At 64.0% G+C, this 26,308-nt stretch carries 22 protein-coding genes; 13 read left to right on the top strand and 9 right to left on the bottom strand.

The window, feature by feature from the left end; all coding sequences use genetic code 11:
• Positions 1-154 precede the first annotated feature (154 nt).
• Complete coding sequence (locus tag X733_RS156445) at positions 155-820, top strand: HAD-IA family hydrolase (protein WP_023693195.1); 666 nt, start codon at positions 155-157, stop codon at positions 818-820.
• A gap of 77 nt (positions 821-897) precedes the next feature.
• Here the strand turns inward: X733_RS156445 and X733_RS156440 are convergent, their stop codons facing one another.
• Complete coding sequence (locus X733_RS156440; protein WP_023688862.1) at positions 898-1,104, bottom strand: DUF1674 domain-containing protein; 207 nt, start codon at positions 1,102-1,104, stop codon at positions 898-900.
• Between the two features lie 105 nt (positions 1,105-1,209).
• On the opposite strand from X733_RS156440, the gene htpX reads away from it, so the two are divergent.
• Positions 1,210-2,235 carry a zinc metalloprotease HtpX gene (htpX, locus tag X733_RS156435; protein ID WP_023818258.1) on the top strand — a complete coding sequence of 342 codons (1,026 nt, stop codon included), beginning with the start codon at positions 1,210-1,212 and terminating at the stop codon, positions 2,233-2,235.
• Entirely contained in the window at positions 2,226-3,611 is a 1,386-nt protein-coding gene (locus X733_RS156430) for an RsmB/NOP family class I SAM-dependent RNA methyltransferase (RefSeq protein ID WP_023818259.1), read from the top strand. Before htpX ends, X733_RS156430 begins: the two co-directional genes overlap by 10 nt.
• A 19-nt stretch (positions 3,612-3,630) precedes the next feature.
• Here the strand turns inward: X733_RS156430 and X733_RS156425 are convergent, their stop codons facing one another.
• Positions 3,631-4,569: a phytanoyl-CoA dioxygenase family protein gene (locus X733_RS156425; RefSeq protein ID WP_023742198.1), complete on the bottom strand. Its 939-nt coding sequence runs from the start codon at positions 4,567-4,569 to the stop codon at positions 3,631-3,633.
• Positions 4,570-4,662: 93 nt separating this feature from the next.
• Here X733_RS156425 and X733_RS156420 point away from each other — a divergent pair, with 93 nt between their 5' ends.
• The 3 genes from X733_RS156420 to purH all read left to right on the top strand — a co-directional run bounded on the left by X733_RS156420 (position 4,663) and on the right by purH (position 9,162).
• Positions 4,663-5,502, top strand: coding sequence for an AraC family transcriptional regulator (locus X733_RS156420; RefSeq protein ID WP_023693199.1), 840 nt, complete (start codon positions 4,663-4,665; stop codon positions 5,500-5,502).
• Positions 5,503-5,719: 217 nt separating this feature from the next.
• On the top strand, positions 5,720-7,444 hold the full coding sequence (locus tag X733_RS156415; protein ID WP_023742197.1) for a heparinase II/III family protein: 1,725 nt from the start codon (positions 5,720-5,722) through the stop codon (positions 7,442-7,444).
• Between the two features lie 101 nt (positions 7,445-7,545).
• Entirely contained in the window at positions 7,546-9,162 is a 1,617-nt protein-coding gene (gene purH, locus X733_RS156410; RefSeq protein WP_023742196.1) for a bifunctional phosphoribosylaminoimidazolecarboxamide formyltransferase/IMP cyclohydrolase, read from the top strand.
• Between the two features lie 44 nt (positions 9,163-9,206).
• Here purH and X733_RS156405 read toward each other — a convergent pair whose 3' ends face one another.
• Both X733_RS156405 and X733_RS156400 read right to left on the bottom strand, forming a co-directional pair.
• Positions 9,207-10,586 (bottom strand): MFS transporter, encoded by a 1,380-nt coding sequence (locus X733_RS156405; protein WP_031193159.1) that lies wholly within the window; start codon positions 10,584-10,586, stop codon positions 9,207-9,209.
• 275 nt (positions 10,587-10,861) lie between these two features.
• On the bottom strand, positions 10,862-15,652 hold the full coding sequence (locus X733_RS156400; protein WP_023818261.1) for an NAD-glutamate dehydrogenase: 4,791 nt from the start codon (positions 15,650-15,652) through the stop codon (positions 10,862-10,864).
• 131 nt (positions 15,653-15,783) lie between these two features.
• On the opposite strand from X733_RS156400, the gene X733_RS156395 reads away from it, so the two are divergent.
• Entirely contained in the window at positions 15,784-16,347 is a 564-nt protein-coding gene (locus X733_RS156395) for a peroxidase-related enzyme (RefSeq protein WP_023736824.1), read from the top strand.
• Between the two features lie 3 nt (positions 16,348-16,350).
• Positions 16,351-16,791 carry a hypothetical protein gene (locus X733_RS156390; protein ID WP_023736823.1) on the top strand — a complete coding sequence of 147 codons (441 nt, stop codon included), beginning with the start codon at positions 16,351-16,353 and terminating at the stop codon, positions 16,789-16,791.
• A gap of 25 nt (positions 16,792-16,816) precedes the next feature.
• On the opposite strand, the gene X733_RS156385 is transcribed toward X733_RS156390, so the two are convergent.
• Positions 16,817-17,431: a LysE family translocator gene (locus tag X733_RS156385; protein WP_023818262.1), complete on the bottom strand. Its 615-nt coding sequence runs from the start codon at positions 17,429-17,431 to the stop codon at positions 16,817-16,819.
• A 141-nt stretch (positions 17,432-17,572) separates the two neighbouring features.
• On the opposite strand from X733_RS156385, the gene X733_RS156380 reads away from it, so the two are divergent.
• Positions 17,573-18,607, top strand: a complete 1,035-nt coding sequence (locus X733_RS156380; protein ID WP_023818263.1) for an L-idonate 5-dehydrogenase — start codon at positions 17,573-17,575, stop codon at positions 18,605-18,607.
• A gap of 335 nt (positions 18,608-18,942) precedes the next feature.
• The gene (locus X733_RS156375) at positions 18,943-19,569 is read left to right on the top strand and encodes a DUF1062 domain-containing protein (protein ID WP_196813716.1); all 627 of its coding nucleotides are present in this window, start codon (positions 18,943-18,945) and stop codon (positions 19,567-19,569) included.
• A 59-nt stretch (positions 19,570-19,628) separates the two neighbouring features.
• On the opposite strand, the gene typA is transcribed toward X733_RS156375, so the two are convergent.
• Entirely contained in the window at positions 19,629-21,458 is a 1,830-nt protein-coding gene (gene typA / locus X733_RS156370; protein ID WP_023681424.1) for a translational GTPase TypA, read from the bottom strand.
• 197 nt (positions 21,459-21,655) lie between these two features.
• Between typA and X733_RS156365 the strand changes: the two genes are divergently transcribed.
• Complete coding sequence (locus tag X733_RS156365) at positions 21,656-21,934, top strand: hypothetical protein (RefSeq protein WP_023753187.1); 279 nt, start codon at positions 21,656-21,658, stop codon at positions 21,932-21,934.
• 100 nt (positions 21,935-22,034) lie between these two features.
• Here X733_RS156365 and X733_RS156360 read toward each other — a convergent pair whose 3' ends face one another.
• Positions 22,035-23,318 carry an MFS transporter gene (locus X733_RS156360; protein WP_031193160.1) on the bottom strand — a complete coding sequence of 428 codons (1,284 nt, stop codon included), beginning with the start codon at positions 23,316-23,318 and terminating at the stop codon, positions 22,035-22,037.
• 73 nt (positions 23,319-23,391) lie between these two features.
• Here X733_RS156360 and X733_RS156355 point away from each other — a divergent pair, with 73 nt between their 5' ends.
• Positions 23,392-24,009, top strand: coding sequence for a TetR/AcrR family transcriptional regulator (locus X733_RS156355; RefSeq protein WP_023818266.1), 618 nt, complete (start codon positions 23,392-23,394; stop codon positions 24,007-24,009).
• A 255-nt stretch (positions 24,010-24,264) separates the two neighbouring features.
• Positions 24,265-24,858 carry a hypothetical protein gene (locus tag X733_RS156350; RefSeq protein ID WP_023818267.1) on the top strand — a complete coding sequence of 198 codons (594 nt, stop codon included), beginning with the start codon at positions 24,265-24,267 and terminating at the stop codon, positions 24,856-24,858.
• Between the two features lie 228 nt (positions 24,859-25,086).
• On the opposite strand, the gene ppa is transcribed toward X733_RS156350, so the two are convergent.
• Positions 25,087-25,620 (bottom strand): inorganic diphosphatase, encoded by a 534-nt coding sequence (ppa, locus tag X733_RS156345; protein WP_023668623.1) that lies wholly within the window; start codon positions 25,618-25,620, stop codon positions 25,087-25,089.
• A 123-nt stretch (positions 25,621-25,743) separates the two neighbouring features.
• The gene (locus X733_RS156340; protein WP_023668622.1) at positions 25,744-26,250 is read right to left on the bottom strand and encodes a GNAT family N-acetyltransferase; all 507 of its coding nucleotides are present in this window, start codon (positions 26,248-26,250) and stop codon (positions 25,744-25,746) included.
• Positions 26,251-26,308 lie beyond the last annotated feature (58 nt).

A 26,308-nucleotide genomic window follows, 5' to 3' on the forward strand; every position in this document is an offset into this window, starting at 1 on the left:
AAACAGTATGCTCAAAACGCCAGAGGCGGGACCATGGTTCCCTGGAACTATCGAAAAGGCTCTCGCGCGGCTTCCCAGGCAGGCGTGGCGACGTTACGGTCGCACGACATGTTTCGACCCTCCCGAAACGATCCCTAACCCCATGGAAAATCTGATGTTTGCAGGCAGAAAATTCGCCGCGTTCCTGTTCGATATGGATGGCACGGTGCTCAATTCGATCGCCTCGGCCGAGCGCGTCTGGGCGGCGTGGGCGCTTAAGCACGGTCTCGACGTCGAAGCCTTCCTGCCGACGATCCATGGCGTGCGGGCGGTCGAGACCATCACCAGGCTGGCGCTTCCCGGCGTCGACCCTGTTCATGAGGCGTTTGTGCTGTTGCAGGCCGAGTCGGACGATGTCGAAGGCGTGCTGCCGATCGCTGGCGCCGTGCCGTTCCTCAACGCTTTGCCGCCAGAGCGCTGGGCGATCGTCACCTCGGCGCCGCGCCCGTTGGCGCTGCTGCGCATGCGGGCCGCCGGCATCCCGGTTCCCGCCTTGGTGGTCGCGGCCGAGGATGTGTCGCACGGCAAGCCGGCGCCCGACTGTTTCCTGCTGGCGGCAAAACGGCTCGGCGTCGATATCGGCGACTGTCTGGTCTTCGAGGACGCACCGGCCGGTATCGCGGCGGCGGAAGCAGCGGGCGCGTCGGTGATGGTGATCAGCGCCACTCACCAGCATCCAATGACGACTCAGCACAACTCGATTGGCGGCTACGAAACCGTCTCCATCACGATCGATGACAGCGGCTGGATGACGTTGGGGGCACAGCGCAGCGCGGCCTGAGAACTGGAGAACTGCTGTGCGCCTTTTTCTTCAACTCTTCAGCTCACCAGTTCCCCAGTTCTTCCGTTCCTGAACCCCTAGAAATCGCTAGCCAGTCCCTTCACTTCCCAGTCGCCGTAGCGGCCGGGTTCCTTGCCGCCGCGGCCGCCGATTTCCTTCGGCAACGCAGCTTCCTTCTGGCGATACGCTTCACGGCGCGCCTCGGCTTCAGCCAGCGCTCGGCTGGCCGCCGGCGTCAGGTCCTTCTCCCGGTCGGCATCAGCTTTGCTGGGTTGGTCGGTCATGCGATAGTCCGGGCGGATTGAAACCAAGGGCGGCGTTTCCCATCATATAGCCATGAGTTCACCCCGATCGACCTTTTTTTGCCACGGCCGCACAGGGAGCAGATGATGAGCACGCTACGCACCACCATGCTTCTGGCCGCGATGACGGCGCTGTTCATGGGCGTCGGTTTTCTGATCGGCGGCACCGGCGGCATGATGATCGCCTTCCTGGTCGCCGCGGGCACCAATCTGTTCAGCTACTGGAATGCCGACAAGATGGTGCTGTCGATGAACCGCGCCGTCGAGGTCAACGCGAAGAACGCGCCCGAATTCCACGCCATCGTCGAGGCGTTGGCCAAGCAGGCCGGCCTGCCGATGCCCAAGACTTATCTGATCGACAATCCGCAGCCGAACGCCTTCGCCACCGGCCGCAATCCCGAGAACGCGGCGGTCGCGGCCTCGACCGGGCTGCTGGAGCGCCTGTCGCATGAGGAGGTGGCGGCAGTCATGGCGCATGAGCTGGCCCACATCCAGCATCGAGACACGCTGACCATGACCATTGTCGCGACACTCGCCGGCGCCATCTCGATGCTCGGCAATTTCGCCTTCTTCTTCGGCGGCAGCCGCGACAACAACAACCCGTTCGGCTTTGTCGGCGTGCTGGTGGCGATGCTGGTCGCGCCCTTCGCCGCCATGATCGTGCAGATGGCGGTCAGCCGCACGCGCGAATACGAGGCCGACCGGCGCGGCGCCGAAATCGTTGGAAATCCGCTTTGGCTGGCATCAGCGCTTGACAAGATCGCCCGCGGCGCCGAACGCATCCGCAACCCGGATGCCGAACGCAATCCCGCGACCGCGCATCTCTTCATCATCAATCCTCTTCACGGCGAGCGAATGGACAGCCTGTTTTCGACCCACCCGAACACCGACAACCGCATCGCCGCGCTGCAGGCGATGGCGCGCGACATGGCAGGCCGCCAGCCGGCGCCGCGCCAGGCGCCGACGCCAGAGCAAACAGAAGAATTCCCGGCCGATGTCGAGCAAGGCCCGTGGGGCAAGGCAGCACAACCCACGCCGCCGACCAAACCGGCCAAGCCGAAAGCCAATCCGTGGGGCCGCAATCCGACCGGACCCAAAGGTCCGTGGTCGTGAGCGGCGCCAGATCCCGGCCCGCACATTCAGGCGATCGCGAAAACAGCTCGGACGAATTCGTCGCCGGCCTCGCCGCGCGCAAGGCAGCGGCGCGGCTGCTGGCCGCCGTTATCGACGCCAAGACGCCGCTCGACGGGCTGACCGACCACGAGAACGGCCATCCGCAATACAAGGTGCTCGACCTGCGCGACCGCGGCCTGGTGCGCGCCATACTGGTGACCGCGCTGCGCTACCGCATGACCATTGCCGGGCTCCTCGCCCGCCGCCTTGAAAAGCCGCTGCCGCCCAACGCCACAGCGCTGTCGCACATCCTGCATGTTGCGGCGGCGCAAATCCTGTTCCTCGACATCCCCGACAGCGCCGCCGTCGATTTGGCTGTGACCCACGCCAAGTCGGACCCACGCACGCAGCGCTTTTCCGGCCTCGTTAACGGCGTGCTGCGCACTTTGGTGCGCGCCAAGGAGACCGAACTGCCGGCAGCTCTTGCCGCCACCGACGAGGCGCCAAAATGGTTCTCCGACCGGCTGAAGGCCGCCTATGGCCCTGAGATGACCAGACAGATCCTGGCGGCGCATCGCGTTGAGGCGCCGGTGGATTTCACGGTCAAGGCCGATCCCGAACTGTGGGCCGAAAAGCTCGGCGGCATCGTGCTGCCGACCGGCACGGTGCGAGTGGAAAAGCTCAACGCCTCCGTCACCGAACTGCCGGGCTTCAGCGAAGGCGCATGGTGGGTCCAGGACGCCGCCGCCAGTTTTCCGGCGCGGCTGTTCGGCGATGTCAAAGGATTACGCGTCGCCGACCTCTGCGCCGCCCCCGGCGGCAAGACCGCTCAGCTGATCCTTGCCGGCGCCAAAGTCACCGCCGTGGACACCTCGAAGAACCGGCTGGCGCGGCTGACGCAGAACCTCGAACGGCTCGGGCTGTCCGCCGAGATCGTGCAGGCCGATCTGCTGAAATACCAGCCGGCGGAGCTTTTCGACGCCGTCCTGCTCGACGCGCCCTGCTCTTCCACAGGCACGGTTCGGCGCCACCCCGACGTGCCATGGACCAAGACGGCAGCCGACGTCGAAAAGCTAGCCGATCTGCAAGCAAAGCTGCTCCCCCGCGCCGTCACTTTGGTCAAACCGGGCGGTCGGATTGTTTTTTCCAACTGTTCGCTGGACCCGATCGAAGGCGAGGATCTGTATCGCGTCTTTCTGGCCGGCAACAAAACCGTCGCCGACGATCCACTGCAGCCCGGCGAAATCGCCGGCATCGACGCCTTCCTGACCCCGCAAGGCACGCTGCGCACCACACCCGCCGATCTTGACCGTGGTTCGCCAGGGGTTTCCGGCCTGGACGGCTTCTTTGCCGCCCGCATGCGACGTCTGGCCTGACTCCGACGCGACGACATGCCTAAAGCATGTCGTCCAAGGACCAGTGCTTCCCCCACCTTGCATCGATCTCATCATCGACATTCTGGTAGCGGATATCGGTGGAGAGCCGGATACGCCCCTCCGCACTCTGGTTGGTTGTCGAGGCGTGGATCATGTAGGGCGAGTGGAGGACGACATCGCCGGCCTCGAAATCCGCGATCAGCCAGCGTGTATCGAACCGCTCCGCCATGTCGGGCAGGTCCTTCGACACCCAGCCGCCCTCGCTCATGTTCCGGTTGTAGGCGCTGATGCGCTCCTGCGGGCTCAGCCCGGCATTGTCCCTAGCGAACCGGGCCTCCATGTCGAGGCCGATGGCGTGCGATCCCTCGAGATAGACCAGGCCGCCCATGTCGACGGGAACGTCGCCGATCGGGATCCAGGCAGTGACGATGCGGCTGGTGCCGCCGCGCAGATAGACGAGATCGTAATGCGCCGGCGTCGCCACTGTGGTGCCCGGTTGGGTGAAACGCATGATCTTGCGCTTGTGCAAATAGGACAGCCCGCCGACGAACGCATCCATCAGCCGCGCCATCAGGGGCTGTGCGCAGAACCCTTCATAGGCGGTGGAGCGAACCAGCGCCATCAACCGGCGATCGGCGAGCTGACGGTCGAACGTGCCGGCGGCCGCCGCCAGGCCAAGCGCGGGATCGGACCCGGGCTGCAGCAAGCCGGTGTCGGCCAGATATGAAAACACCCAGCCGCGAAAATCGATGACGTCGCGGCGCGGCAGCATACTTTTCAGCCAGACATAGCCTTGCTCGGCAAGGAGGCCGCGAATGGCATCGATGCCGACCCCGGCGTCGGTTGGCACGAGATGACCCAACCGGTTCGGCGCCATCGATAATGTCTTGCCGTTGGCGTTCAGATCGATTGACGCAACAGGAATCCGTCGTTGCGTGCCACCTGTTGAGCTTGACATTTCAGCCACCTGCGATTTTCCATCCTTAGCTGGAAATGTCATACTGTTCGCACACTCGCCCATGGACAGAACGAAGCCATGGACTTTTCGCTCATGAACGATCTCTCTTACGCACTCTACAGATCCGCACCGGCCGCGGCCGGCGGCCTGTCGGTTACAGGGATTGGTCGGCATCGCGTCACTCAGGCGATCCAAGCGCGCAAATTGCCGGAATTCGCCGTGGTGCTGATTGAGAACGGTCAAGGCTGGCTTGAAACCAGGACTGCCGGCATGCAGACGATCCAAGCGCCGGCCCTGTTCTGGCTGCTTCCCGGGAGAATGCATTCCTACGGGCCGGACGCATCGGGCTGGCTCGAACGCTGGGCGCTCTTCGACGGGGCCTTGATACGCGATTTCACCCGGCTGCGGCTGATCGCCGAGGACGCCCCTGTCGTCCCCTTGCGCGACCTCGGCAAAATGCAGCGGCTGTTCGACAGGCTGCACGGTGAGCTGTCGCTCGATACGATGCTGAGCCAGGCAGAAGCCGCCGCCACGATGCATCGCATCGTCGTGCGTGCTGCCCGCCAGGCAATGGATTGGAACAACCGTCAACGAAATCCCGGCTTCCAGCATGCCGACATGCAGCCCATCATCGACGAATTGCGCCGCTGCGCGTGCGACCCGGTGGATCTCGATGCCTTCGCCGCGAAATTCTCGATGTCGCCGGCAACCTTGCGGCGCAGATTTGCGCGGGCAGCCGGCATGTCGCCCAAGGCCTTCCAACTGCGCACGAGGCTCGACCGCGCCAAACAGATGCTGGCCGCCTCCGATTCGCCCATCGAGTCCATTGCGGCCGCCGTCGGCATCCACGACGCCTTCTATTTCTCCCGTCTGTTTCGCGACCGCGAAAACTGTTCGCCCAGCGAATTTCGGTCTCGCCACAACCGCAAGTGAGTGCCGGATTGCCGGGCTTAAGCCCGCGAAGCGCTTGACTTTTTTCGGGGTGGGTCGGTGGCCGGCAGCGTGAGGCGCTTCACGTCGGCGGAATTCGACTTCGCATAAGTTCTTGAATCATATAAGCTTGTGCTGGGGTACCGGAACATGATGCCGAAACCTGCGACGCGGTTTTCGGACGACAGCATGCTCTAGCTCCAGGCGACGAGGAGGGGTTTTGGCACTGGCTGCCGGCAGCACGACACGTCTGTGGACGCTTGTCGCTAAGGAGTTTTGGCGCAAGACGCGCCGGCGCCTTCGCGCAGGGCCAGTCTATCGCTGGCGCTATTCCGGGCGCACGCCCGAACGCGTCCTGATCGCACCGCCCGACCTCAGGCTCGCCGATCCGCAGATCGCGCTCGAGATTTATTATGGCCGCTATCCGCTGTCGGGACATCTGGTCGAGACCGGCGGCAAGTCACCATTCCAGATCGACGTCGCCAACCGCGGCTGGGTGAAGACGCTGCACGGTTTCCGTTGGCTGCGCCATATGCGCGCCGCCGGCACCGAGCTGGCCGCCGCCAATGCACGCGCGCTTGTCTCCGACTGGATCGCCATGCATGGCAACCAGATTTCCGGCATAGCCTGGGAGCCCGGCACCACCGCCAAGCGAGTCATTGCCTGGTTGCAACACTCCTCGGTTGTCCTACAAGGGGCCGAATTTCCGTTCTATCGCGCCTTCCTGAAATCGCTCGCCGTGCAGATCCGCTATCTCCGCTCGATGGCGCGCGAGATGCCGGACGGCAAGGACAGGCTGCGCGCTCGTATCGCGCTTGCCTTCGCCGCGCTGTCGCTGCCGGCGCCGGCCTCGGCACTGCGCGGCGCCACCCGCAGCCTGGCGGAAGAACTCGACCGCCAGATCCTTCCCGATGGCGGCCATATTTCGCGCAACCCGATGGCGGTGCTCGAATTGCTCGCCGATCTCCTGCCGCTGCGTCAGACCTATGCCAATCAGGCAGAAACGCCACCGGCCGCCCTGATGGGCGCCATCGACCGCATGCTGCCGGCGCTGCGCTTCTTCCGCCATCAGGATGGCAGCCTCGCCCGCTTCAACGGCATGGGCGCCACCATCCACGACCGTATAGCCACCATCTTGCGCCACGACGACACCGCCGGCGCGCCGCTGCTGCACGCGCCGCATTCCGGCTATGAGCGCCTGTCGATGGGCGGCGTGACGGTGATTGCCGATACCGGCCCGTCGCCGGCCGTCGATGTGTCCAACGCCGCGCATGCCGGGTGCCTGGCCTTCGAACTCTCGTCCGGTCGCCAGCATTATATCGTCAATGCCGGCATCGACACCTATGGCGCCGCCGAGTTCCGGCCGCTGGCCCGTGCCACCGCGGCGCATTCGACCGCCACCATCAACGACACCTCGTCGGCGCGGTTTTCCCATTCGCTGCGCGTCAACGACCTGCTCGGCTCACCCTTGCTCGGCGGCCCGCAGCATGTGCCTTGCAAGCGCATCGACCAGAAGGGCACGCAAGGCTTCATCGCCCGCCATGACGGCTATATGCAGCGCTTTGGCTTCCTGCATGAGCGCGAGCTGAAACTGTCGAGCGAGGCCAATGTGCTCGCCGGCAGGGATCGCTTCCTCCGCCCGGGCGGTGCGGCGATCCGCAACAATGGCCGCGACTTCGTCGTGGTGCGCTTCCACATCCACCCTGATATCAACCTTTTGCAGGACGAGCATGACCGCCTGGTGCTGACCGCCGACCAGGCCGACACCTGGGTGTTCACCTGCACCGAAGTGGTGCCGGAGGTCGAGGAATCGATCTATTTCGCCGGCCTTGGCGGCCCGCGCCGCAGCCGCCAGATCGTGCTCGCCTTCAAGGCCTCGGAGATCGCCGAGGTGCATTGGCAGCTGACACGCACCGGCATCGCCGGCTATCCCGAGAACAGCTGAGCGTCGTTGCCGGGCTTGATCAAGCTTCCGGCTTGATTTCCTGACCTCATGTGCTACGGCCCGGCAACGCTCTCCAATCAGCCCTGAAAGGCCGCCAGCCCATGGCCGTCGCCGCCAAGAACATTCCGGCACCCGACCTCGTTCCGGTCCGCCGCGCCCTGCTTTCGGTCTTCGACAAGACCGGCCTGATCGACTTCGCCAAAGGGCTGGTCGCGGCCGGCGTCGAGCTGGTGTCGACCGGAGGCACGGCAAAGGCGATCGCCGAAGCTGGCCTTGCCGTGCGCGACGTTTCCGAACTGACCGGCTTTCCCGAGATCATGGACGGCCGCGTCAAGACGCTGCACCCGTCGGTGCACGGCGCGCTGCTCGGCGTGCGCGACGATCCCGAACACGCCAAGGCGATGCACGATCACGGTATCGAGCCGATCGATCTGCTCGTCTCCAATCTCTACCCGTTCGAGGAGGTCCGCCGCTCCGGCGCCAACTATGCCGCTGTTGTCGAGAACATCGACATCGGCGGCCCGGCGATGATCCGCGCCTCGGCCAAGAACCACGCCTATGTCGCCATCGTCACCGATCCCGGCGATTATGCCTCGGTGCTGAACGCGCTGGAGATGAACATCGGCTCGCTGTCGCTGGATTTCCGCCAGAAGCTGGCGGCCAAGGCCTTTGCCCGCACCGCCAGCTACGACGCGGCGATCTCCGGCTGGTTCGCCGAAACGCTTGAGATCGAGCACCCGACCTGGCGCGCCTTCGGCGGCAGGCTGGAAAGCGTCATGCGCTATGGCGAGAACCCGCATCAGAGCGCCGGCTTCTATGTCAATGGCGACAAGCGGCCGGGGGTCGCCACGGCTCGCCAGTTGCAGGGCAAGCAGCTGTCCTACAACAACATCAACGACACCGATGCCGCCTTCGAGCTGGTCGGCGAGTTCGACCCCAACCGCTGCGCCGCCGTTGCCATCATCAAGCACGCCAACCCGTGCGGCGTCGCCGAGGACGCTTCGCTGGCTGCTGCCTATGCGAGAGCGCTGGCCTGCGACCCGGTTTCGGCCTTTGGCGGTATCGTCGCCATGAACCGCATCCTCGATGCCGAAGCGGCGCAGGAGATCGTAAAAACCTTCACCGAGGTGATCATCGCGCCGAACGCGTCGGAGGACGCTGTCCGCATCGTCGCCGCCAAAAAGAATTTGCGCCTGCTGGTCACCGGCGGTCTCCCCGATCCGCACGCCGGCGGCATCACTGTGAAATCCGTCGCCGGCGGCATGCTCGTCCAGGGCCGCGACAACGCGGTGGTCGACGATCTCGAACTGAAGGTGGTGACCAGGCGCGCACCGACGGCGGCCGAGATGGCCGACCTCAAATTCGCTTTCCGCATCGCCAAGCACGTCAAGTCGAACGCCATCGTTTACGCCAAGGACGGCGCCACGGTTGGCATCGGCGCCGGCCAGATGAGCCGCGTCGATTCCTCGCGCATCGCCGCCCGCAAGGCGCTCGACGCGGCGGAAGCAGCTGGCCTCGCGGAGCCGTTGACCAAGGGCTCGGTGGTCGCCTCCGACGCTTTCTTCCCTTTCGCCGACGGGCTCATATCCGCGATCGAAGCCGGCGCCACGGCGGTGATCCAGCCCGGCGGCTCGATGCGCGACGACGACGTTATCGCCGCTGCCGACGCGCATGGCATCGCCATGGTGTTTACCGGCGTGAGGCATTTCAGGCATTGAGCGCCTCTGCCTTTTCCCACAAGGGGAGAAGGAAAAGTGCGGCGCTATTCCACCGGCTGATCCGCCGGGTACGGCGTCTTGATCAATATCGCGATCCCAACGCCCAGGAACAGCACGATGGCCGCCATGCCGAGCCGCGCCGAGCCGCTGGCGAGCGTGATCGACGCCACCATGAACGGCGCCAGGAAACTCGTCGCCCGTCCGGCCAGCGCATAGATGCCGAAATAGCGGCCGGACTCGGCTGCGGTCACGCTGCGCGCCATGTAGGAGCGTGACGACGCCTGCACCGGTCCGAACGCCAGCCCTATCAGCAGGCCATAGAAAATGTAGGCCTTTTCCGCCGCCGTGCCGAACAGGCCGCCACTATCGGCTCCCGGCATCATCCAGGCGCCGAACAACGTGTAGCCTGGCCCGGTCGAAACGATGCCGATGGTGGCGATGCTGAGCAGGACGAGCGAAATCATCACGATGGTCTTGGAGCCAAGCGCGGTGTCCAGCCATGCGGCAACCAGGCAGCCGACGATGGCGACGACGTTGAGGATAATGCCGAACATGCCGATCTCAGTGATCGACCAGTGGAACATCGCTGCCGCAAAGGTGCCGCCCAAAGCGAGCAGCGCATTGACGCCGTCCTGATAAATCATGCGGGCGACAAGGAAGCGGAAGATGCCTTTGCGCCGGCGCACTTCAGTCAGCGTCGACTTCAGTTCCGACAGCCCCTCGCGCACCGCGGGCCCGATCGGAATCCCCTTGATGGCGTCCGGCGTAAAGAAGAACATCGGCAGGATGAACAGGAAATACCAGCCGGCCGACAGCGGCCCGGTGGCGCGCGCGTCCTCGCCGAGTTTCGGGTCGAGCCCAAAGAGCGGGTCGATGCCGATGATCGTCTTGCCGGTCTCCGGCGAACCCGCAAGACAGGCGACAACAAAGATCAGCGCGATCATGCCGCCGAGATAACCAAGTCCCCAGGCAATGTTGGAGACGTGGCCGATCTCGCTCTTCGGCACCAGGCGCGGCATCATCGAATCGTTGAACACGGTCGAGAATTCCGCCGCGACCGAAGCGAGAGAAAAGAACAGCACCACCAGGAAAAGGTTCGAGCCGGGAGCGGCGAACCATAGCAGGCAAAGGCTGATGATCTTGATCGAGGCGAAGAACGCAATCCACGGCTTGCGCGGCCCGGTCTGGTCGGCAATCGAGCCGAGGATGGGAGACAGCACGGCAATGACCAGGCCCGCAACAGCGATGCCGTAGCCCCAGGCCGCCTGGCCTGAGACCGGATCGCTCGCCATGCGCGAGACGAAATAAGGCCCGAAGATGAAGGTGGTGACGACGGTGAAAAACGGCTGCGCCGCCCAGTCGAAGAACATCCATCCCCAGATGCCGTGCCCGGATGCCCGCTGCACTGTTTCTACCGCCGCCATGATGATTCCCCCGGGACACCGCGCTTGTCGGATGCCATGTCTGCATGTTTCGAATGCTCATGCAAACCGCCAAAGATTCGCGCTGCCCCTCACCTGCCTGCCAGCATCCTCTCCCCGAATAGTGACGGGGAGAGGGTTGCTCTCATCGATGATTTCGCTAGTCGCCAGCGTTGCAACAAGGGCGCCAAGGCTACGGCCCGCCCTTTCTCCTCGTCACTATACGGAGAGAAATGCCCGGCAGGGCAATGAGGGCGGCGCCGGCGTTTCGGAGATGTTCACATCCCCGTCAGATCGCTCATCAGCCCCGAAGCCACCGACAGCCTGGACACGGTGATATCCCCGCCTTCGGTCAGCGCCTGCAGCCGCTCGCGGATGCGCGCCACGCGCTCGCCTCCGGCTTCCAGCCAGGCCGCCACAGGATCCGCCGTCCCGGCATGGCCGGCGAGAGCCGCCACCGCAATGCCGCGCCGCGCCGCGCCGATCGTGTCGGTGGCGCGCGACAGCGCCAGCTGGTCGTAATAGTCCGACGGCGTGATTGAACGCGCCGCCTCTTCGACGCGCGGAATGCGGAAGGCATCGCTGACGGCGAAGAACGCCTTGGCCGAGGCGACGACGTCGGCATTGGCCGTGCGCGCCGTCAGTGCGATGTCGGGGATCAGTCCCGCCACATCGGCCATTGCCAGCTGCCCGGCGAGCTTTTCGGGGGCGCCGGCCTTGAACAGGCCATACCGCCTCTCCTCGACCCGCTCGCGCGAGAAGGCCGGTAGCAGCGAGAGCAGCTTCGGCTCCAGCGCCATGCGCGCCTCTTGCAGTTCGGCAATGCGCTGGCCGAGCGCTGCGGTGCCGGCATCGTTCTTCAGATACCAGCCGCTGGTCACGAAGATATGCCGGCTGACGGACTGGTAGAGATCGAGCTGCGCCTGGCCGTCGATGTGGCTGTCCAGCGCATCGATCTCCCGATAGAGCGCCGGCAACGCGAAGCCGTCGCGCACCACGGCGAAGGTGCGCACCACGTCGGCCGCGCTGCGCCCCGTGGCTTCCTGCAGCCGGTTGACGAATGACGGTCCGCCGCGATTGACGAGATCGTTGGCGACGACGCGGGCGATGATTTCGCGGCGCAGCCGGTGGCCATGGATCTCGGCCGCATATTTCTTCGCCATCCGGTCAGGGAAATAGCCCATCAGGTCGCGGTCGAAATGCGCGTCGTCAGGCACGTCGCTGGCGACGATGTCGGAAAACAGCACGATCTTGGCATAGGCGAGCAGCACGCCAAGCTCCGCCCGGGTCAGCGGCTCGCCACGCGCCTCGCGCTCGGCAAGGGCGGCCGGCGACGGCAGCGTCTCGACAGCGCGGTCGAGCAGGCCCCGAGCCTCCAGCGCCGCCATGAACCGGCTCTGGTGCGCGATGTCGGCAAGGCCGCGCTTGCGGGCGATGGAGAGCGCCAGCGTCTGTTCGTAATTGTTGGACAGCACGAGGCCGGCGACCTCGTCGGTCATCTCGGCCAGCAGCTTGTTGCGCGCCGGCCGGGTCAGCGATCCCTTGCGCATGGCGGACGCCAGCGCGATCTTGATGTTGACCTCGACGTCGGAGCAGTTGACGCCGCCAGAATTGTCGATGGCGTCGGAATTGCAGCGGCCGCCGGCGAGACCGAATTCGATGCGGGCACGCTGCGTGACGCCGAGATTGGCGCCCTCACCGATCACTTTGGCCCGCACATCGAGCGCGGTGATGCGGATGGCGTCATTGGCGCGGTCGCCGACTTCGGCATTGGTTTCGCCCGAGGCCCGTAAATACGTGCCGATGCCGCCGAACCACAGAAGGTCGACGTTCGCCTTGAGGATGGCGGTCATGATCTCGGCCGGTGTCGCGGTGATCTTGGCGAGGCCAATCGCCGCCGCCGCTGCCGCAGGCAGCGTGATCGACTTCTGGCTGCGCGAGACGATGACGCCGCCTTCCGACAGCTTGGTCTTGTCATAGTCCTGCCAGGACGAACGCGGCAGCGCGAACATGCGCTCGCGCTCGGCCATCGACGCCACTCTGTCTGGATCGGGATCGATGAAGATGTCGCGATGGTCGAAGGCGGCGATCAGCCTGGTCTGCGGCGACAGCAGCATGCCGTTGCCGAACACGTCGCCCGACATGTCGCCGACGCCGACGACGGTGAAGGGGGTGGTCTGGATGTCGCGGTTGATCTCGCGGAAATGCCGCTTGACCGCTTCCCAGGCACCCTTGGCGGTGATGCCCATCTTCTTGTGGTCGTAGCCGGCCGAGCCGCCGCTGGCGAAGGCATCGTCGAGCCAGAAACCGTGTTTCTCCGAAATGGCATTGGCGGTGTCGGAGAAGGTTGCCGTGCCCTTGTCGGCGGCGACGACAAAGTAGGGGTCGTCAGGATCGCGCCTGACGACACCGGCTGGGGGTATGACGCCATCGAGCCCGATATTGTCGGTAATCGACAACAGGCTGGAAACGAAATTCTTGTAGGCCGAGGTGCCGGCCTCGAAGATGGCGTCGCGGCCGGCGCTCATCGGCAGCTTCTTCGGATAGAAGCCGCCCTTGGCGCCGACCGGCACTATGACGGCGTTCTTGACCTGCTGCGCCTTGACCAGGCCGAGCACCTCGGTGCGGTAATCCTGGGCGCGGTCCGACCAGCGCAGGCCGCCGCGCGCAACCGGGCCGAAGCGCAGATGCACGCCCTCGACCTCGGACCCATAGACGAAGATCTCGCGCCACGGCCGCGGCGCCGGCAGGCCATCGACCGCTTGCGAGTCCAGCTTGATCGCCAGCGACTGGCCCCGCGCCTTCGTTCCCGCAACGAAATGATTGGTGCGCAACGAGGCTTCGATCAGGTTGAGATAGCGGCGGATGATGGTGTCGTCATCGATGTTGGGGACTTCCTCCAGCGCGTCCTTGATCTTGGCCTTGAGGTGCTTGGCGGCGATGACGCCTTCCGTCTCGGCGGTCGGGCCGAGACGAGCGACGAACAGTGCATGCAGGCCGCGCGCAATGTCGGGATAGCGGTTGAGCGCGGCCGCGATGAAATCCTGGCTCTGCGGGATACCGGCTTGCTGCAGGTAGCGGCCATAGGCGCGCAGAATGCTGACTTCGCCCGACCACAGGCCGGCGGTCTGGGCAAGCCCGTTATAGCTGTCATTGTCGATGTCGCCGCGCCAGACCGACAGGAACGCGTCCTCGAACAGCGCGCCGCCATCGCTGAGGTCGATCGGCTTGCCGTAGCTGTTCTCCAGCTCCATGTCGTGGACGAAGACGGTGTCGCCGCCGTCCTCGCCAACCTCGAAGGTGCGCTCGCTGATGACGCGGAAGCCGATGTTTTCCAGCACCGGCACGCGACGCGACAGCGCTACCGGGCTGCCGTGGTGGTAGATCTTCAGCGCTGCCTGATGCGGTTTCTGCTCGGCATGGCGGTAATAGTCGATGGCGATCGGGTTGGCGGTGCTGATGCCGGCGATGCGCCCCGCATCCTTCAGCGCGATGGCCGCGCTGAAGGAATCGCGATAGCTCTCAGGCAGACGCGCGGCGATCGCCTTCAGCGATGGATCGCCGCCGACGGCTTCCGCGGCTTCGGCCAGCGCGTCGTCCCAGGTTCGCACGATATCGCGGATCGCCGCTTCGATCGCCGCCTGCTCGACCTTCGGCGTCTTGCCGCCCGAGCGGCCGATGATGAAATGCACACGCGCCAGCCCGCCCTCCGGAAACGCCGGATAATAAGCCGACAAACGGCCCTCGAAGACGGTCTTGAGATAGGTGCCGATCTTCTCGCGCACGACGCTGTCATAGCGGTCGCGCGGCACGAAGACGAGGATCGAGACGAAGCGGTCGAACTGGTCGGCGCGCACCAGCGCCCGCACCCGCGGCCGCTCGACCAGGCCGAGAATGGCCGCGGCGTGCTTCTTCAGGATCGGCACCGGCACCTGGAACAGTTCGTCGCGCGGATAGCTCTCCAGAACGTTGATCAGTGCCTTGCCGGAATGGTCGTGCCGGTCGAAGCCGGACTTGGCGATGATGGTCTCGGCCTTTGACCTCAGATACGGGATTTTCATCACCGAGCGCGTGTAGGCAGTCGAGGTGAACAGGCCGACCATGCGCAACTCGCCGGCAAGCGTGCCCTTGGCGGTGTAGGTTTTGACGCCGATATAATCGAGATAAATGCGGCGGTGCACCAGCGACTTGGCGTTGGCCTTGGTAACGATCAGCGGCTCCGGCCCATGCAGGAAGGCGCGGATTTCGGGCGTCGTCGTCACCGCCTCGGTGCCGCGCCGGAGCACCAGCACATCCGGGTCGGCGAGGATGCCGAGACCGGGCTTGTCGGCGCGCTCCAGATTGCCGCTCTCCGTGCCGCCGGAATATTTGAACTCGCGCATGCCAAGGAAAGTGAAATTGTCGTCGCGCAGCCATTCAAGGAAGGCGATGGCCTCGGCAACGCTCTTCTTGTCGAGCGGCACGGCGGAATAGCGGAATTCGGAAATCGCCTGGTCGAGACGGGCGAGCATCGGCTTCCAGTCGCTGACGGCGGCGCGCACCTGGTTGAGCATCTTGCGCAGGCGGTCGGCCAGCGCGTCGGCCTGCTCCGCCGTCAGGCGCGGAATATGGACATGGACGACGCTCAGCCGGTCGTGATTGCCATCGTCCTTGAGGGCGCTGCCGTCGCCGAGGATCTCGTCGACGCCGGCCTTGCCGTGGCGCACGACGATGACCGGATGGGTGACCAAAGTCGGTTCGCCGGCAGTTTCTGTGATCTCGCCGAGGATCGAATCGAACAGGAACGGCATGTTGTCGTTGACGACGGTGATGATCGTCATCGGGCGGCCCTCGCGGGATACGCCCGACTCGGCATCGACGGCGACGACACTTTGGCCCTTTTTGTGGGCGGCGACCGCACGTCCTGCCAGGTCGGCGGCTCGCTCCAGGTCGGCGGCGTCATAGGCGGCAATGTCTTCGGCCGGCGCGCGGGCCAGCAGATAGTCGGCGAGCCTGGCCGGCTTCCCGTCGGGTTTCACCCCGGCAGTGGCTGTTTTCTTCGGCTTAGCTGCGGATTTCACGCTCGCCATGTTGTCCTCCCGTCACATGCTTTTACGACTATGGTAGCAGATGACCGCTGTTTGGCGACAAAGGTTTGACGGCTCGATAAGAATTACAGGAATTCGACGGTCAGGCGGCGGTGAACGAGGAGGAAGACCCCATGTCCGGCAAAATCAGCGCACTTGACCTCGGTATCGCGGAACTGAGCGAGGCGACAAAAGCCTATTTCGCCAAATGCGAGGAAAAGCTCGGCCTGGTTCCCAACGTGCTTCTTGCCTATGCCTTCGACGAGAAGAAGCTGCGCGCCTTTACCGAAACCTACAATGATCTGATGCTGGGTGAATCCGGCCTGTCGAAGCTGGAACGGGAGATGATCGCGGTCGTCGTCTCCTCGATCAACCATTGCTATTATTGCCTGACCGCGCATGGCGCGGCGGTGCGCCAGATCTCCGGCGATCCGGCTCTCGGCGAGATGATGGTGATGAACTTCCGCGCTGCCAATCTTTCACCGAAACAGACGGCGATGCTCGAATTCGCCGTCAAGCTGACGGAAGAGCCGGCAAAGATCGTCGAGGCGGACAGGGAAGCACTGCGCAACGCCGGCTTCACCAACCGCGACATCTGGGACATCGCCTCGACCGCCGCCTTCTTCAACATGTCGAACCGCGTGGCGGCGGCCATCGACATGCGCCCGAACGACGAATACCACGCCATGGCGAGGTGACCAATGACGATAGATACGTCAGGCAAGTGGTGGGTTGGCAGCGAGCCCACTGACATCGGAGAATACTTGGAAGCCTATGGCGCCGACAACGCCGAGGTTCATGACTTCAGGCTCGCCCGCTGCAAGTGCGGTTCCATCTCGTTTCTCCTCGATGCCGACGATGACGAGGGTGTGGCGCGACGAACGTGCACGGTCTGCGGATCCGAGCATCTTATCTGCGACAGTGCGGAATTTTGGGACGAAGCCCAGCCGGAACGATGGGCGTGCACCGAGTGCGGCTCCGAAGCTGCAAACATCGGCGTCGGGTTTTCCATCTACCCGGAACGTGACGGCGTTCGCTGGCTGTATGTTGGCGTACGATGCGCGGCCTGTGGCGTTTTGGGATGCTTCGCCGGCTGGAAAGTTGGCACGTCTGATAGCATGGATCTATTGGACAAAGTCTAGCTTTGAGGTTCCCATAGAAAGGCGGTCAGGATCGCGCCGCGATGGCCCCGGCAGCGCCGGCCATCGTCGTGGCGCTGATGCGGTTGGCGATCTTCATCGCACGCTTGCTCTTCAACAGTTTGCGCGCCTGTGAGGCCGCGACGACCCAGGCGAGATCGATGGCGATCAGAACCACCGCCATCGTCGCCGTCAGTTCGACCCAGCCGATGACACTCACCGAAGCGAGGTCGATGATCGTCGGCAGCAGCGCCAGATAGAACATCATGATCTTGGGATTGCCGAGCGTCACCGCCATGCCGGCAAAGAACAGCTTTGTCGCCGAATCCTCGCGCGGCATCTCGCCTTCTTTTGCGTCGACAGGTGCGGTCCACATCTTGAAGGCGAGGTAGGTGAGGTAAGCGACGCCGATCCATTTCACGACGACGAAGGCGAAATGGAAGGTCTGCGCCACGACCGCCAGCCCGAACACCGCCAGCGACAGCCAGATGGCCTCGCCGATCCACATGGCGAGCAGGAACGGAAACACGTCACGAAAGCCCTTCGAGATGACGCGGGCAACCAGTGCCGCGATCGATGGGCCGGGCGAGCCGGCGGCAACGAAGAGAGCGGCGGCGAAGATCAGCAGCGAGGTGAGGTGCATGGCGGAGCCTTCGAGCGTTGGATGGCAAATGATATCCGATCGGTGGCGATTTGGCACCCCTCGGCCTGATGGGCCAACGAACGCAACATATTTCGGAGATCGGACTTGCCCGTGCCAGTGGTTTGAGAAAGGATCGCGGCCATGAAATCAATCGTCATCCACGCGGCAAAAGACCTTCGCATCGAAGAGACCGATCCCGGCGCGCCTGGCGCAGGACAGGTCGAAATATCGGTCGAGGCCGGCGGCATCTGCGGCTCGGACCTGCACTACTACAATCATGGCGGCTTCGGCGTGGTGCGCCTGCGCGAGCCTATGATCCTCGGACATGAGGTCGCCGGCACGGTGAAGGCGCTTGGCGCCGGCGTCTCCAGCCTCGCCGTCGGCGACCGCGTCGCTATTTCGCCCAGCCGGCCCTGCAATGCGTGCCGATACTGCCTGCAGGGCGTGCAGAACCAATGCCTCGACATGCGATTCTACGGCAGCGCCATGCCGATGCCGCACATACAGGGGGCCTTCCGCCAGCGCCTCGTCGCCGAGGCCTGGCAGTGCCACAAGATCGCCGACCATGTCTCCATCAACGAAGCCGCCTTTGCCGAGCCGTTCGCGGTAACGCTGCATGCCGTCAACCGCGCCGGCTCGCTGCTCGGCAAGCGGGTCTTGGTCACCGGCTGCGGGCCGATCGGTGCGCTCAGCATCCTTGCCGCACGTGTCCACGGCGCGCGTGAGATCGTCGTCACCGATGTCATGGACGCGGTTCTGGCCAAGGCCAACGAGATCGGCGCCGACCGCACCATCAATGTCGCCACAGATGCCGACAAGCTCGCTGGCTACAATGTCGAGAAGGGCAGTTTCGACGTCATGTTCGAATGCTCCGGCAATGAGCGCGCGGTGCGAGCCGGGCTCGATGTGCTGAAGCCGCGCGGGGTGCTCGTGCAGCTCGGCCTAGGCGGCGACATGTCGCTGCCTCAGAATCTCATCGTCGCCAAGGAGATCGAAATGCGCGGCTCCTTCCGTTTCCACGACGAGTTCGCGCTGGCCGTCGATCTGATCAACAACCGTCGCGTCGACGTTAAGCCGCTGCTGACCGGCATCTATCCAATGGACGAGGCGGTTGCGGCTTTCGAGATCGCCGGCGACCGCAACAAATCGATGAAGGTACAGATCGCCTTCGCCTGAGCAGGGCGAGACACCCTATGAACCTTGCCCGCTCGGCATCTTGCCGCTAGAAGAACCGTCCCGACATTCATTTCGAGCTTCATTTTGCCTCAGTAACCGCCGGTCTCGCCAACTCCCCTGATCACACTTGGCAGGGCGCCGCATTAAGCGGTGCCTGCTCCATTTCACGTGTTCCTCAGGCGGCGGTTCGAGACCGGTTTGGCACTGCTGAACCGTTGTCGCGCGCTTTGCCGCCCGTGACAGCTGATTTCCGACATAGCTAGCTCTCGCCACGCCGTGCCCGCATGGGCATCTCGCCATTGCCGGCCTGAAGAACTTCCCGACGGGAAGGGCTTATCGGCATGTCTCTGCGCATACACTGGGCGATTGCGCCCGAAATCGCACCTCGACCCCTGATCAACTGCAATCGCTGCGGCACGGTGAAGGCCTATCGCTGCAGCGACAAATTCCGCGTCAACGCCAATGGCAAACGCATTGATGTCTGGCTGATCTATCGCTGCATCGACTGCGACAATTCGTGGAATTTCGGCATTTTCGAACGCTGCAACCGCCGCGACATCGAACCCGCGCTGCTGGCAGCGCTCGAAAGCAACGATCCGGCCCTCGCCCGCCGCCATGCCTTCGATGTCGTGGCTTTGCGAAACCGGGTCGGCCGCGTCGAGGAGTTTCCCGATGTCGCCGTTCACAAACACCGGCTCGGCGGCGAAGGCCGACCCGCAGCCGCGCTTGAAATCAGGCTTGATCGGGAGATGCCGACATCGCTGCGGCTCGACCGTCTGCTCGCCGGCGAACTCGGCATCTCCCGATCAAGGCTTCAGGCGCTGGAGGAGAAACGATTGCTGTTTGTCGTTTCCGAAGGCGCCAGGGCTTTGCGCAAGCCGGCTCGCGATGGCACGATCGTGCGAATTGATCTCTCCGGCGAAGCCGACCGAGAAACCATCATCTCAAGGGCGAGCAGATAATCGAAATAGGGCGAAGCACATCGGTGCTTCGCCCCTCTCGAATTTAGACAATCAGACGATTACGCCGCGCCCACAACCTTGGCCGACTTCTCGAAGCGCTTGCGCTCGTTCGGGTCGAGATAGAGCTTGCGCAGGCGGATGGTCTTCGGCGTCACCTCGACCAGCTCGTCGTCCTGGATCCAGGCCAGCGCGCGCTCCAGCGTCATGCGGATCGGCGGCGTCAGCTTCACCGCCTCGTCCTTGCCGGCGGCGCGGATGTTGGTCAGCTTCTTGCCCTTCAGCACGTTCACTTCGAGGTCGTTGTCACGGCTATGGATGCCGATGATCATGCCCTGATAGACCTTGACGCCCGGGTCGATGACCATCGGGCCGCGGTCTTCGAGGTTCCACATGGCATAGGCCACTGCCTCGCCCTGTTCGTTGGAGATCAGCACGCCGTTGGTGCGGCCCGGCAGTTCGCCCTTGTAGGGCTGGTAGGCGTGGAACAGCCGGTTCATCACGGCGGTGCCGCGCGTGTCGGTCAACAGTTCCGACTGGTAGCCGATCAGTCCGCGCGTCGGCGCGTGGAAGACGATGCGCTGACGGTTGCCGCCCGAAGGCCGCAGCTCGACCATCTCGGCCTTGCGCTCCGACATCTTCTGCACGACGATGCCGGCGTGCTCCTCGTCGACGTCGATGACGACTTCCTCGACCGGCTCCAGCAATTCACCGTTCTCGCCCTTCTGCATGACGACGCGCGGACGCGACACGGCGATTTCAAAGCCTTCGCGGCGCATCGTCTCGATCAGCACGGCCAATTGCAATTCGCCACGGCCGGAAACGAAGAACGAATCCTTGTCAGGCGATTCCTCGATCTTGAGCGCGACATTGCCTTCGGCTTCGCGCAGCAGGCGGTCGCGGATGACGCGGCTGGTCACCTTGTCGCCTTCAGTGCCGGCGAGCGGCGAATCGTTGACCAGGAAAGACATGGTCACGGTTGGCGGATCGATCGGTTGCGCATGCAACGCCTCGGTCACCGCCAGGTCGCAGAACGTGTCGGCGACGGTGCCTTTGGACAGGCCGGCAATGGCGACGATGTCACCCGCCTGCGCCTCTTCGATCGGCTGGCGCTCGAGGCCACGGAACGCGAGAATCTTGGAGATGCGCCCGGTTTCGATCTGCGTGCCGTCATGGTGGAGCACCTTGACCGCCTGGTTGGACTTCAGCGTGCCGCTCTCGATACGGCCGGTAATGATGCGGCCGAGGAAGGGATTGGCTTCCAGGATGGTGCCGATCATGCGGAACGGGCCGGGATGAACGGTCGGCTCCGGCACATGCTTGATGACGAGGTCGAACAGCGGCGCCAGGCCCTGGTCCTTCGGGCCTTCCGGATTTTCCGAGACCCAGCCATCGCGGCCAGAACCGTAGAGGATCGGGAAGTCGAGCTGCTCGTCGGTGGCGTCAAGCGCTGCAAACAGGTCGAACACCTCGTTGACCACCTCGACGTGACGGGCGTCCGGACGGTCGATCTTGTTGATGACGACGATCGGCTTCAGGCCGACCTTGAGCGCCTTGCCGACGACGAACTTGGTCTGCGGCATCGGGCCTTCGGCGGCGTCGACCAGCACGATCGCCGAATCCACCATCGACAGGATGCGCTCGACCTCACCGCCGAAATCGGCGTGGCCGGGTGTGTCGACGATGTTGATGCGGGTGTCCTTCCAGTCGACCGAGGTCGCCTTGGCCAGGATGGTGATGCCGCGTTCCTTTTCGAGGTCGTTGGAATCCATGGCGCGCTCGGCGACGCGCTGATTGTCGCGGAAGGAACCGGATTGCCGCAGCAATTGGTCGACGAGGGTGGTTTTTCCATGGTCGACGTGCGCGATGATCGCGATATTACGAATTTTCATTTTGTGGTCTCGGGAGCGTTGCAGGCAGCAGGCCAGAAGGCGCCGCCTCTTTCGGTTGCGCGGCTCATACAGGGTTTTTCGCAATTGCGAAAGAGGAGGCGCACCACCAAATACTCATCAAATCTTAAGCATCTCGGTGTGAGATGGTTTTGTTAACCAAGGCGGGAACCTTTCTGGGCCCGGGTAGTTCGAAATTCATGACCGACAAACTCAACCGATTTTGGCCCCTCATCGCTTCGGTCGCATTCGCTGCCGTGCTGGCGGCGAATGCCGCTCAATCGGCCGCCACGGTGAAGGAAGCCAATCCGGCCTCGTCGTCCGACCGGACGGCCGAGCAGATGTTTGCCGACGCCCCTGATGGCGTCGACCCCGTGGTCACCGGCCCGGTCAGCGCCTCTTTCAAGCAGAGGCAGCAGGTTGCCGGCTGCGACAGCGCGGTGTGGCCGAAGATTCCGACGGTTTGCTACCCGGACTGACGGCTGCCCATTCCAGGCGTAGCGATCCTTCGCACCGACCCAAAGGCTTACGCCGACCGCACCGGATCGAGCGTCACCAGGGGGAGATTAGTACCGCGCCCTACGCCGCTTGCGGCTCCGGATCGAAAGCCGGCCTGCTCGTATTGATCAGCAGCGACAGACACGCAGCCACGATCGCCGTCATGCCGGCGATCAGGAAAGCCAGTTCGTAATTGCCCTGCAATTCGCGCATGGTGCCGCCGAAGGCGGCGGCGGTGGCGGCGCCGACTTGGTGGCCGGCTACGATCCAGCCGAACACGATCGGGCCGCTGCGGTCACCGAAGGCCTCGTTGGCGAGCCTGAGCGTCGGCGGCACGGTGGCGATCCAGTCGAGACCGTAGAGCACCGCGAAGATGATCAGGCTGGTCGCCGAGAAGCCGGAATAGGGCAGATAGATCAGCGCCAGGCCGCGAATGCCGTAGTAGACGCCGAGCAGCTTGCGCGGGTCGAAACGGTCGGTGAGCCAGCCCGAGAGCGTCGTCCCGATCAGGTCGAAAATGCCCATAAGCGACAGCAGGCCCGCGGCCTGTACCTCGGGGATGCCCATGTCGCCGCAGAAGGAGATCAGATGCGTGCCGACCAGCCCGTTGGTGGTGAAGCCGCAGATGAAGAACGTGGCGAACAGATACCAGAAGACGCGGGTGCGGGCAGCGCGGCGTAGCGTGTTCAGCGTATGCGCCAGGAAATTGCCTTGCGATGCCGGCGATACCGGCGGCACGTCATCCGCCCCGGCGCCATAGCGCACCATGCCGATCGAAGCGGGACGCTCCGGAACCAACAGCCAGACCAGCGGCAGAAGACAGGCGGCGGCGATCGAGACGGCGATAGCGACGGGCTGCCAGCCGCCCGACTGGGCGAGCGATGCCAGCAGCGGCAGGAACACCAACAGGCCGGTGGCGCTGGAGGCCGACATCAGCCCCATCACCAAGCCGCGATTGGTCTTGAACCAGCGGTTGACGATGGTGGCGCCGAGCACGGTGGCGACCGCGCCGGAGCCGATGCCGGAAAACACGCCCCAGGTGAGGAACAGGTGCCAGGGCTCGGTCATCAGTAGGCTGAGCGCGGTCGAGCCCGACATGATCACAAGCGAGGCAAGCAGCGTGCGGCGCAAGCCGATACGCTCCATCAATGCGGCGGCAAACGGCCCGGTCAGGCCGTAAAGGAAGATGCCGATCGCAGCGGCAATCGAAACCGTATCGCGCCCCCAGCCGAAGCTTTTATCCAACGGCAGCATCATCACCGAGGGTGCGGAACGAAGCCCGGCCGCGATCAACAGGCAAAGGAAGATGACGCCAACCACGACGAAAGCGTAGCGCTGGCCAAAGGGACGGGATTGAGCTATCATGTTACTGACCGGTACGTTGCAGGGTGAGGACATGTATACGTACCGATCGGTAACACGTCAATCGAGTCATACCATGCCAACGAACAAAAATATTGAACTGACCATCAAGGACGGTCATGCAGCCGCACCGCCCAAGGCTGCCAAGAAAATCCTCGACGTGGCGTACGACCTGTTCTACCGCCGCGGCATCCGGGCGATCGGCGTCGACGAGATCGTCAAGCGCGCCGGCGTCACCAAGCCCAGCCTCTACCGCAGCTTTCCCTCCAAGGACGAGCTCGCCGCTTCCTATCTCAGGCAATATGACCGTGAGTATTGGGAGCGTTTCGACGAAGCCGTGGCTGCCCATCCCGGCGACCCGCGCGCACAGCTCAGGGCTTTCCTGACTCGCGTCGGCAAGCGCACGCAAAAGCCGGACTATCGCGGCTGCGGCATGACCAACGCGGCGGTGGAATATCCCGAACATGGCCATCCGGCGCGCGTCGTCAGCGAGGCCAACAAGCAGGAGTTGCGCCACCGCCTGCGCGCGATGGCCGCAGCGATGGGCGCTAAAGACCCTGACACGCTCGGCGACGGCCTGCTGCTGTTGATCGAAGGCGCCTATATCAGCGGCCAGCTCTTCGGCCTCGGCGGCCCGGCGCAATCGGTGGCCCACAACGCCGACCTGCTGATCGAGGCGAGCTTGAAGAAATAACATTTCGAGCGTTGGCGCCGCCCCTCACCTGCCGGCATCCTTTCCCGGAAATGGGGCGAGGAACGCTCTCATCACGATTTCGCCAATTGCCAGCGTTACAAGGTTGTCGCCAGCGGCGCAGCCGGCCACTTTCTCCCGTTCAGGGGGAGAATTGCCCGGCAGGGCGATTTGGGCGGCGCCAACGTTGAGATTGGCACGCTAGGCCGGCCGCAGATTTGGCGATAGGCTGGGGCGAACTTCACGGGAGACGTCCGCATGCGAACCCTGCTGCTTGTTCCATTCGCCCTCGCCGCCCTATCCCAAACCGCCCATGCCGACGGCATATCCAGCGTCTACACCGACCTCGACTCGCAAAAGGACTGCGTCACCTATGCGCAGGCGCAGGAAGGTGATGGCGACTGGGCCGAACTCGCCTGCTCCGGCTATCGCGGCTATCCCGTGCTGATCGCCTATGACGATGCGCGTGAATCGCTTTTTTACGGGTTTCCGCCCGGCGGCGAGATGACCTCGGTCTGGGAGAGCTTTTCCGGCTTCAACTCGTCCGGCGCCAAGGTCGAATGGCGCATCGAGACCAAGGGCGAGGTTGCCGTTCCCTTCGCCGTCATCCACCGCCGCTCGATCAGCAATCCCGAAGACGAGAACAAGCCGACCGAAGTGCTGCTCGTCGCCAAGGTCGCCCAGATGGAAGCCCGCGACGGCTGCACCATCGGCCTCGTGCTGGCCACCGGCAACCCGCAGGCCAACGACCAGGCGCGCAAGCTGGCGGACGAGGCGAAGAGTTTCGCCTGTGGCAAGGACAAGCACGCCGTCATCGGCAACGTGCCGGCGTTTGGTCGGGTGGATAACTAGCCACGTGGGTGCAAGGCACCCCCCTCTGCCCTGCCGGGCATCTCCCCCTCAAGGGGGGAGATTGGCAGCTTCGCTGGCGGCGGTTTTTCTTTCGGCGCTAAAAATTGACGAAAGCCGTTGCGACATCCGATCTCCCCCCTTGAGGGGGAGATGGCCGGCAGGCCAGGGGGGGGTGCCTCGCGCTGGCGTTTGCCGCTTACTTGAACGAGACGCAGGCCCCTCTCGGCGCTACTTCGCCGCCTTCGCCCGTGCGATCGCGTCGACGATCATCTTCTTGGCGTATTTGGAATCGTGCCAGCCTTCGATCTTGACCCATTTGCCGGGCTCGAGATCCTTGTAGTGCTCGAAAAAGTGCTGGACCTGGTCGCGGGTGATCTCGGGCAGCTGCGTGTATTCGGTGACGTTTTCGTAGCGCAGCGTCAGCTTCGGCGACGGCACGGCAATGACCTTCTCGTCCTGGCCGGCATTGTCTTCCATCACCAGCACGCCGATCGGCCGCACATTGATGACGCATCCCGGCACCAGGGCGCGCGTGTTGCAGACCAGAACGTCGATCGGGTCGCCGTCGCCCGAGAGCGTGTGCGGCACGAAACCGTAATTGCCGGGGTAGCGCATCGAGGTGTGCAGGAAACGGTCGACGAACAGCGTGCCGGCCTCCTTGTCCATCTCGTACTTGATCGGCTCGCCGCCGATCGGCACCTCGATGATGACGTTGATGTCCTCGGGCGGGTTCTTTCCGATGGCAATGGCTTCGATTCGCATGGCTTAAATCCCTCTCTCGATGTCCAAGATCGATAGCGGGCGGCGCGGCATGGTGCAATGCGGCGATTGGTGCGAAGCGCTAACGGAAGCGCACGGTTTATGATGATTTGTAACCGAGGCCGGTCATTCCCAGACGAAGGCGACCTTCTTGAGCGCCCTCTGCTCGAAAATCTCGACGCCTTCGGCGACGTCACGGCCACCCGCGCCGGCATAGAAGGAAAGTGCGTTCTGGTTGTCTTCCAGCGCCCACACCACCATTCCCTTCAGCCCGTGGTCGGCAAGCCGCGCCCGCGCCGCCTTGAACAGCCGGCTGCCGAGCCCGATGCCTTGATATTCCGGACGCAGGTAAAGTTCGTAGATTTCGCCCTGTTGCTTCAGCTCGCGGGCGCGGTTCTTGCCGATCGTGGCATAGCCGGCGATGGTGCCGCCGATCTCGACCACCAGAACGGTGGCGGCGCGGCGGATGGCGTTGGCCCACCAGTCGGCGCCGCGGCGGTTGATCATCGAGGTCAGCGAGCGATGCGGGATGATGCCGGAATAGGCGCCCTCCCAAGCCTGCTGGTGCACGTCCGCAATGGCGCCGGCGTCGCGCGGTTCGGCTTTCCTGATGTCGATGCTCAGCGTATTCATGATTTGTTAACCATAAACCCGCATCGGCCATTTGCAAGAGTCGAGGTCAGCCCGCCGA

This window comes from Mesorhizobium sp. L2C066B000, from assembly GCF_000502335.1.
Lineage (GTDB): Bacteria > Pseudomonadota > Alphaproteobacteria > Rhizobiales > Rhizobiaceae > Mesorhizobium.

Coding starts and splice junctions, on each gene's coding strand:
- X733_RS156405 (WP_031193159.1), bottom strand. CDS start 10,586: ATGGCGGCGGTAGAAACAGTGCAGCGGGCATCCGGGCACGGCATCTGG.
- X733_RS156425 (WP_023742198.1), bottom strand. CDS start 4,569: ATGTCAAGCTCAACAGGTGGCACGCAACGACGGATTCCTGTTGCGTCA.
- X733_RS156355 (WP_023818266.1), top strand. CDS start 23,392: ATGCCAACGAACAAAAATATTGAACTGACCATCAAGGACGGTCATGCA.
- ppa (WP_023668623.1), bottom strand. CDS start 25,620: ATGCGAATCGAAGCCATTGCCATCGGAAAGAACCCGCCCGAGGACATC.
- X733_RS156340 (WP_023668622.1), bottom strand. CDS start 26,250: ATGAATACGCTGAGCATCGACATCAGGAAAGCCGAACCGCGCGACGCC.
- X733_RS156360 (WP_031193160.1), bottom strand. CDS start 23,318: ATGATAGCTCAATCCCGTCCCTTTGGCCAGCGCTACGCTTTCGTCGTG.
- X733_RS156440 (WP_023688862.1), bottom strand. CDS start 1,104: ATGACCGACCAACCCAGCAAAGCTGATGCCGACCGGGAGAAGGACCTG.
- X733_RS156420 (WP_023693199.1), top strand. CDS start 4,663: ATGAACGATCTCTCTTACGCACTCTACAGATCCGCACCGGCCGCGGCC.
- X733_RS156385 (WP_023818262.1), bottom strand. CDS start 17,431: ATGCACCTCACCTCGCTGCTGATCTTCGCCGCCGCTCTCTTCGTTGCC.
- X733_RS156400 (WP_023818261.1), bottom strand. CDS start 15,652: ATGGCGAGCGTGAAATCCGCAGCTAAGCCGAAGAAAACAGCCACTGCC.
- X733_RS156350 (WP_023818267.1), top strand. CDS start 24,265: ATGCGAACCCTGCTGCTTGTTCCATTCGCCCTCGCCGCCCTATCCCAA.
- X733_RS156445 (WP_023693195.1), top strand. CDS start 155: ATGTTTGCAGGCAGAAAATTCGCCGCGTTCCTGTTCGATATGGATGGC.
- typA (WP_023681424.1), bottom strand. CDS start 21,458: ATGAAAATTCGTAATATCGCGATCATCGCGCACGTCGACCATGGAAAA.
- htpX (WP_023818258.1), top strand. CDS start 1,210: ATGAGCACGCTACGCACCACCATGCTTCTGGCCGCGATGACGGCGCTG.
- X733_RS156395 (WP_023736824.1), top strand. CDS start 15,784: ATGTCCGGCAAAATCAGCGCACTTGACCTCGGTATCGCGGAACTGAGC.
- X733_RS156365 (WP_023753187.1), top strand. CDS start 21,656: ATGACCGACAAACTCAACCGATTTTGGCCCCTCATCGCTTCGGTCGCA.
- purH (WP_023742196.1), top strand. CDS start 7,546: ATGGCCGTCGCCGCCAAGAACATTCCGGCACCCGACCTCGTTCCGGTC.
- X733_RS156380 (WP_023818263.1), top strand. CDS start 17,573: ATGAAATCAATCGTCATCCACGCGGCAAAAGACCTTCGCATCGAAGAG.
- X733_RS156390 (WP_023736823.1), top strand. CDS start 16,351: ATGACGATAGATACGTCAGGCAAGTGGTGGGTTGGCAGCGAGCCCACT.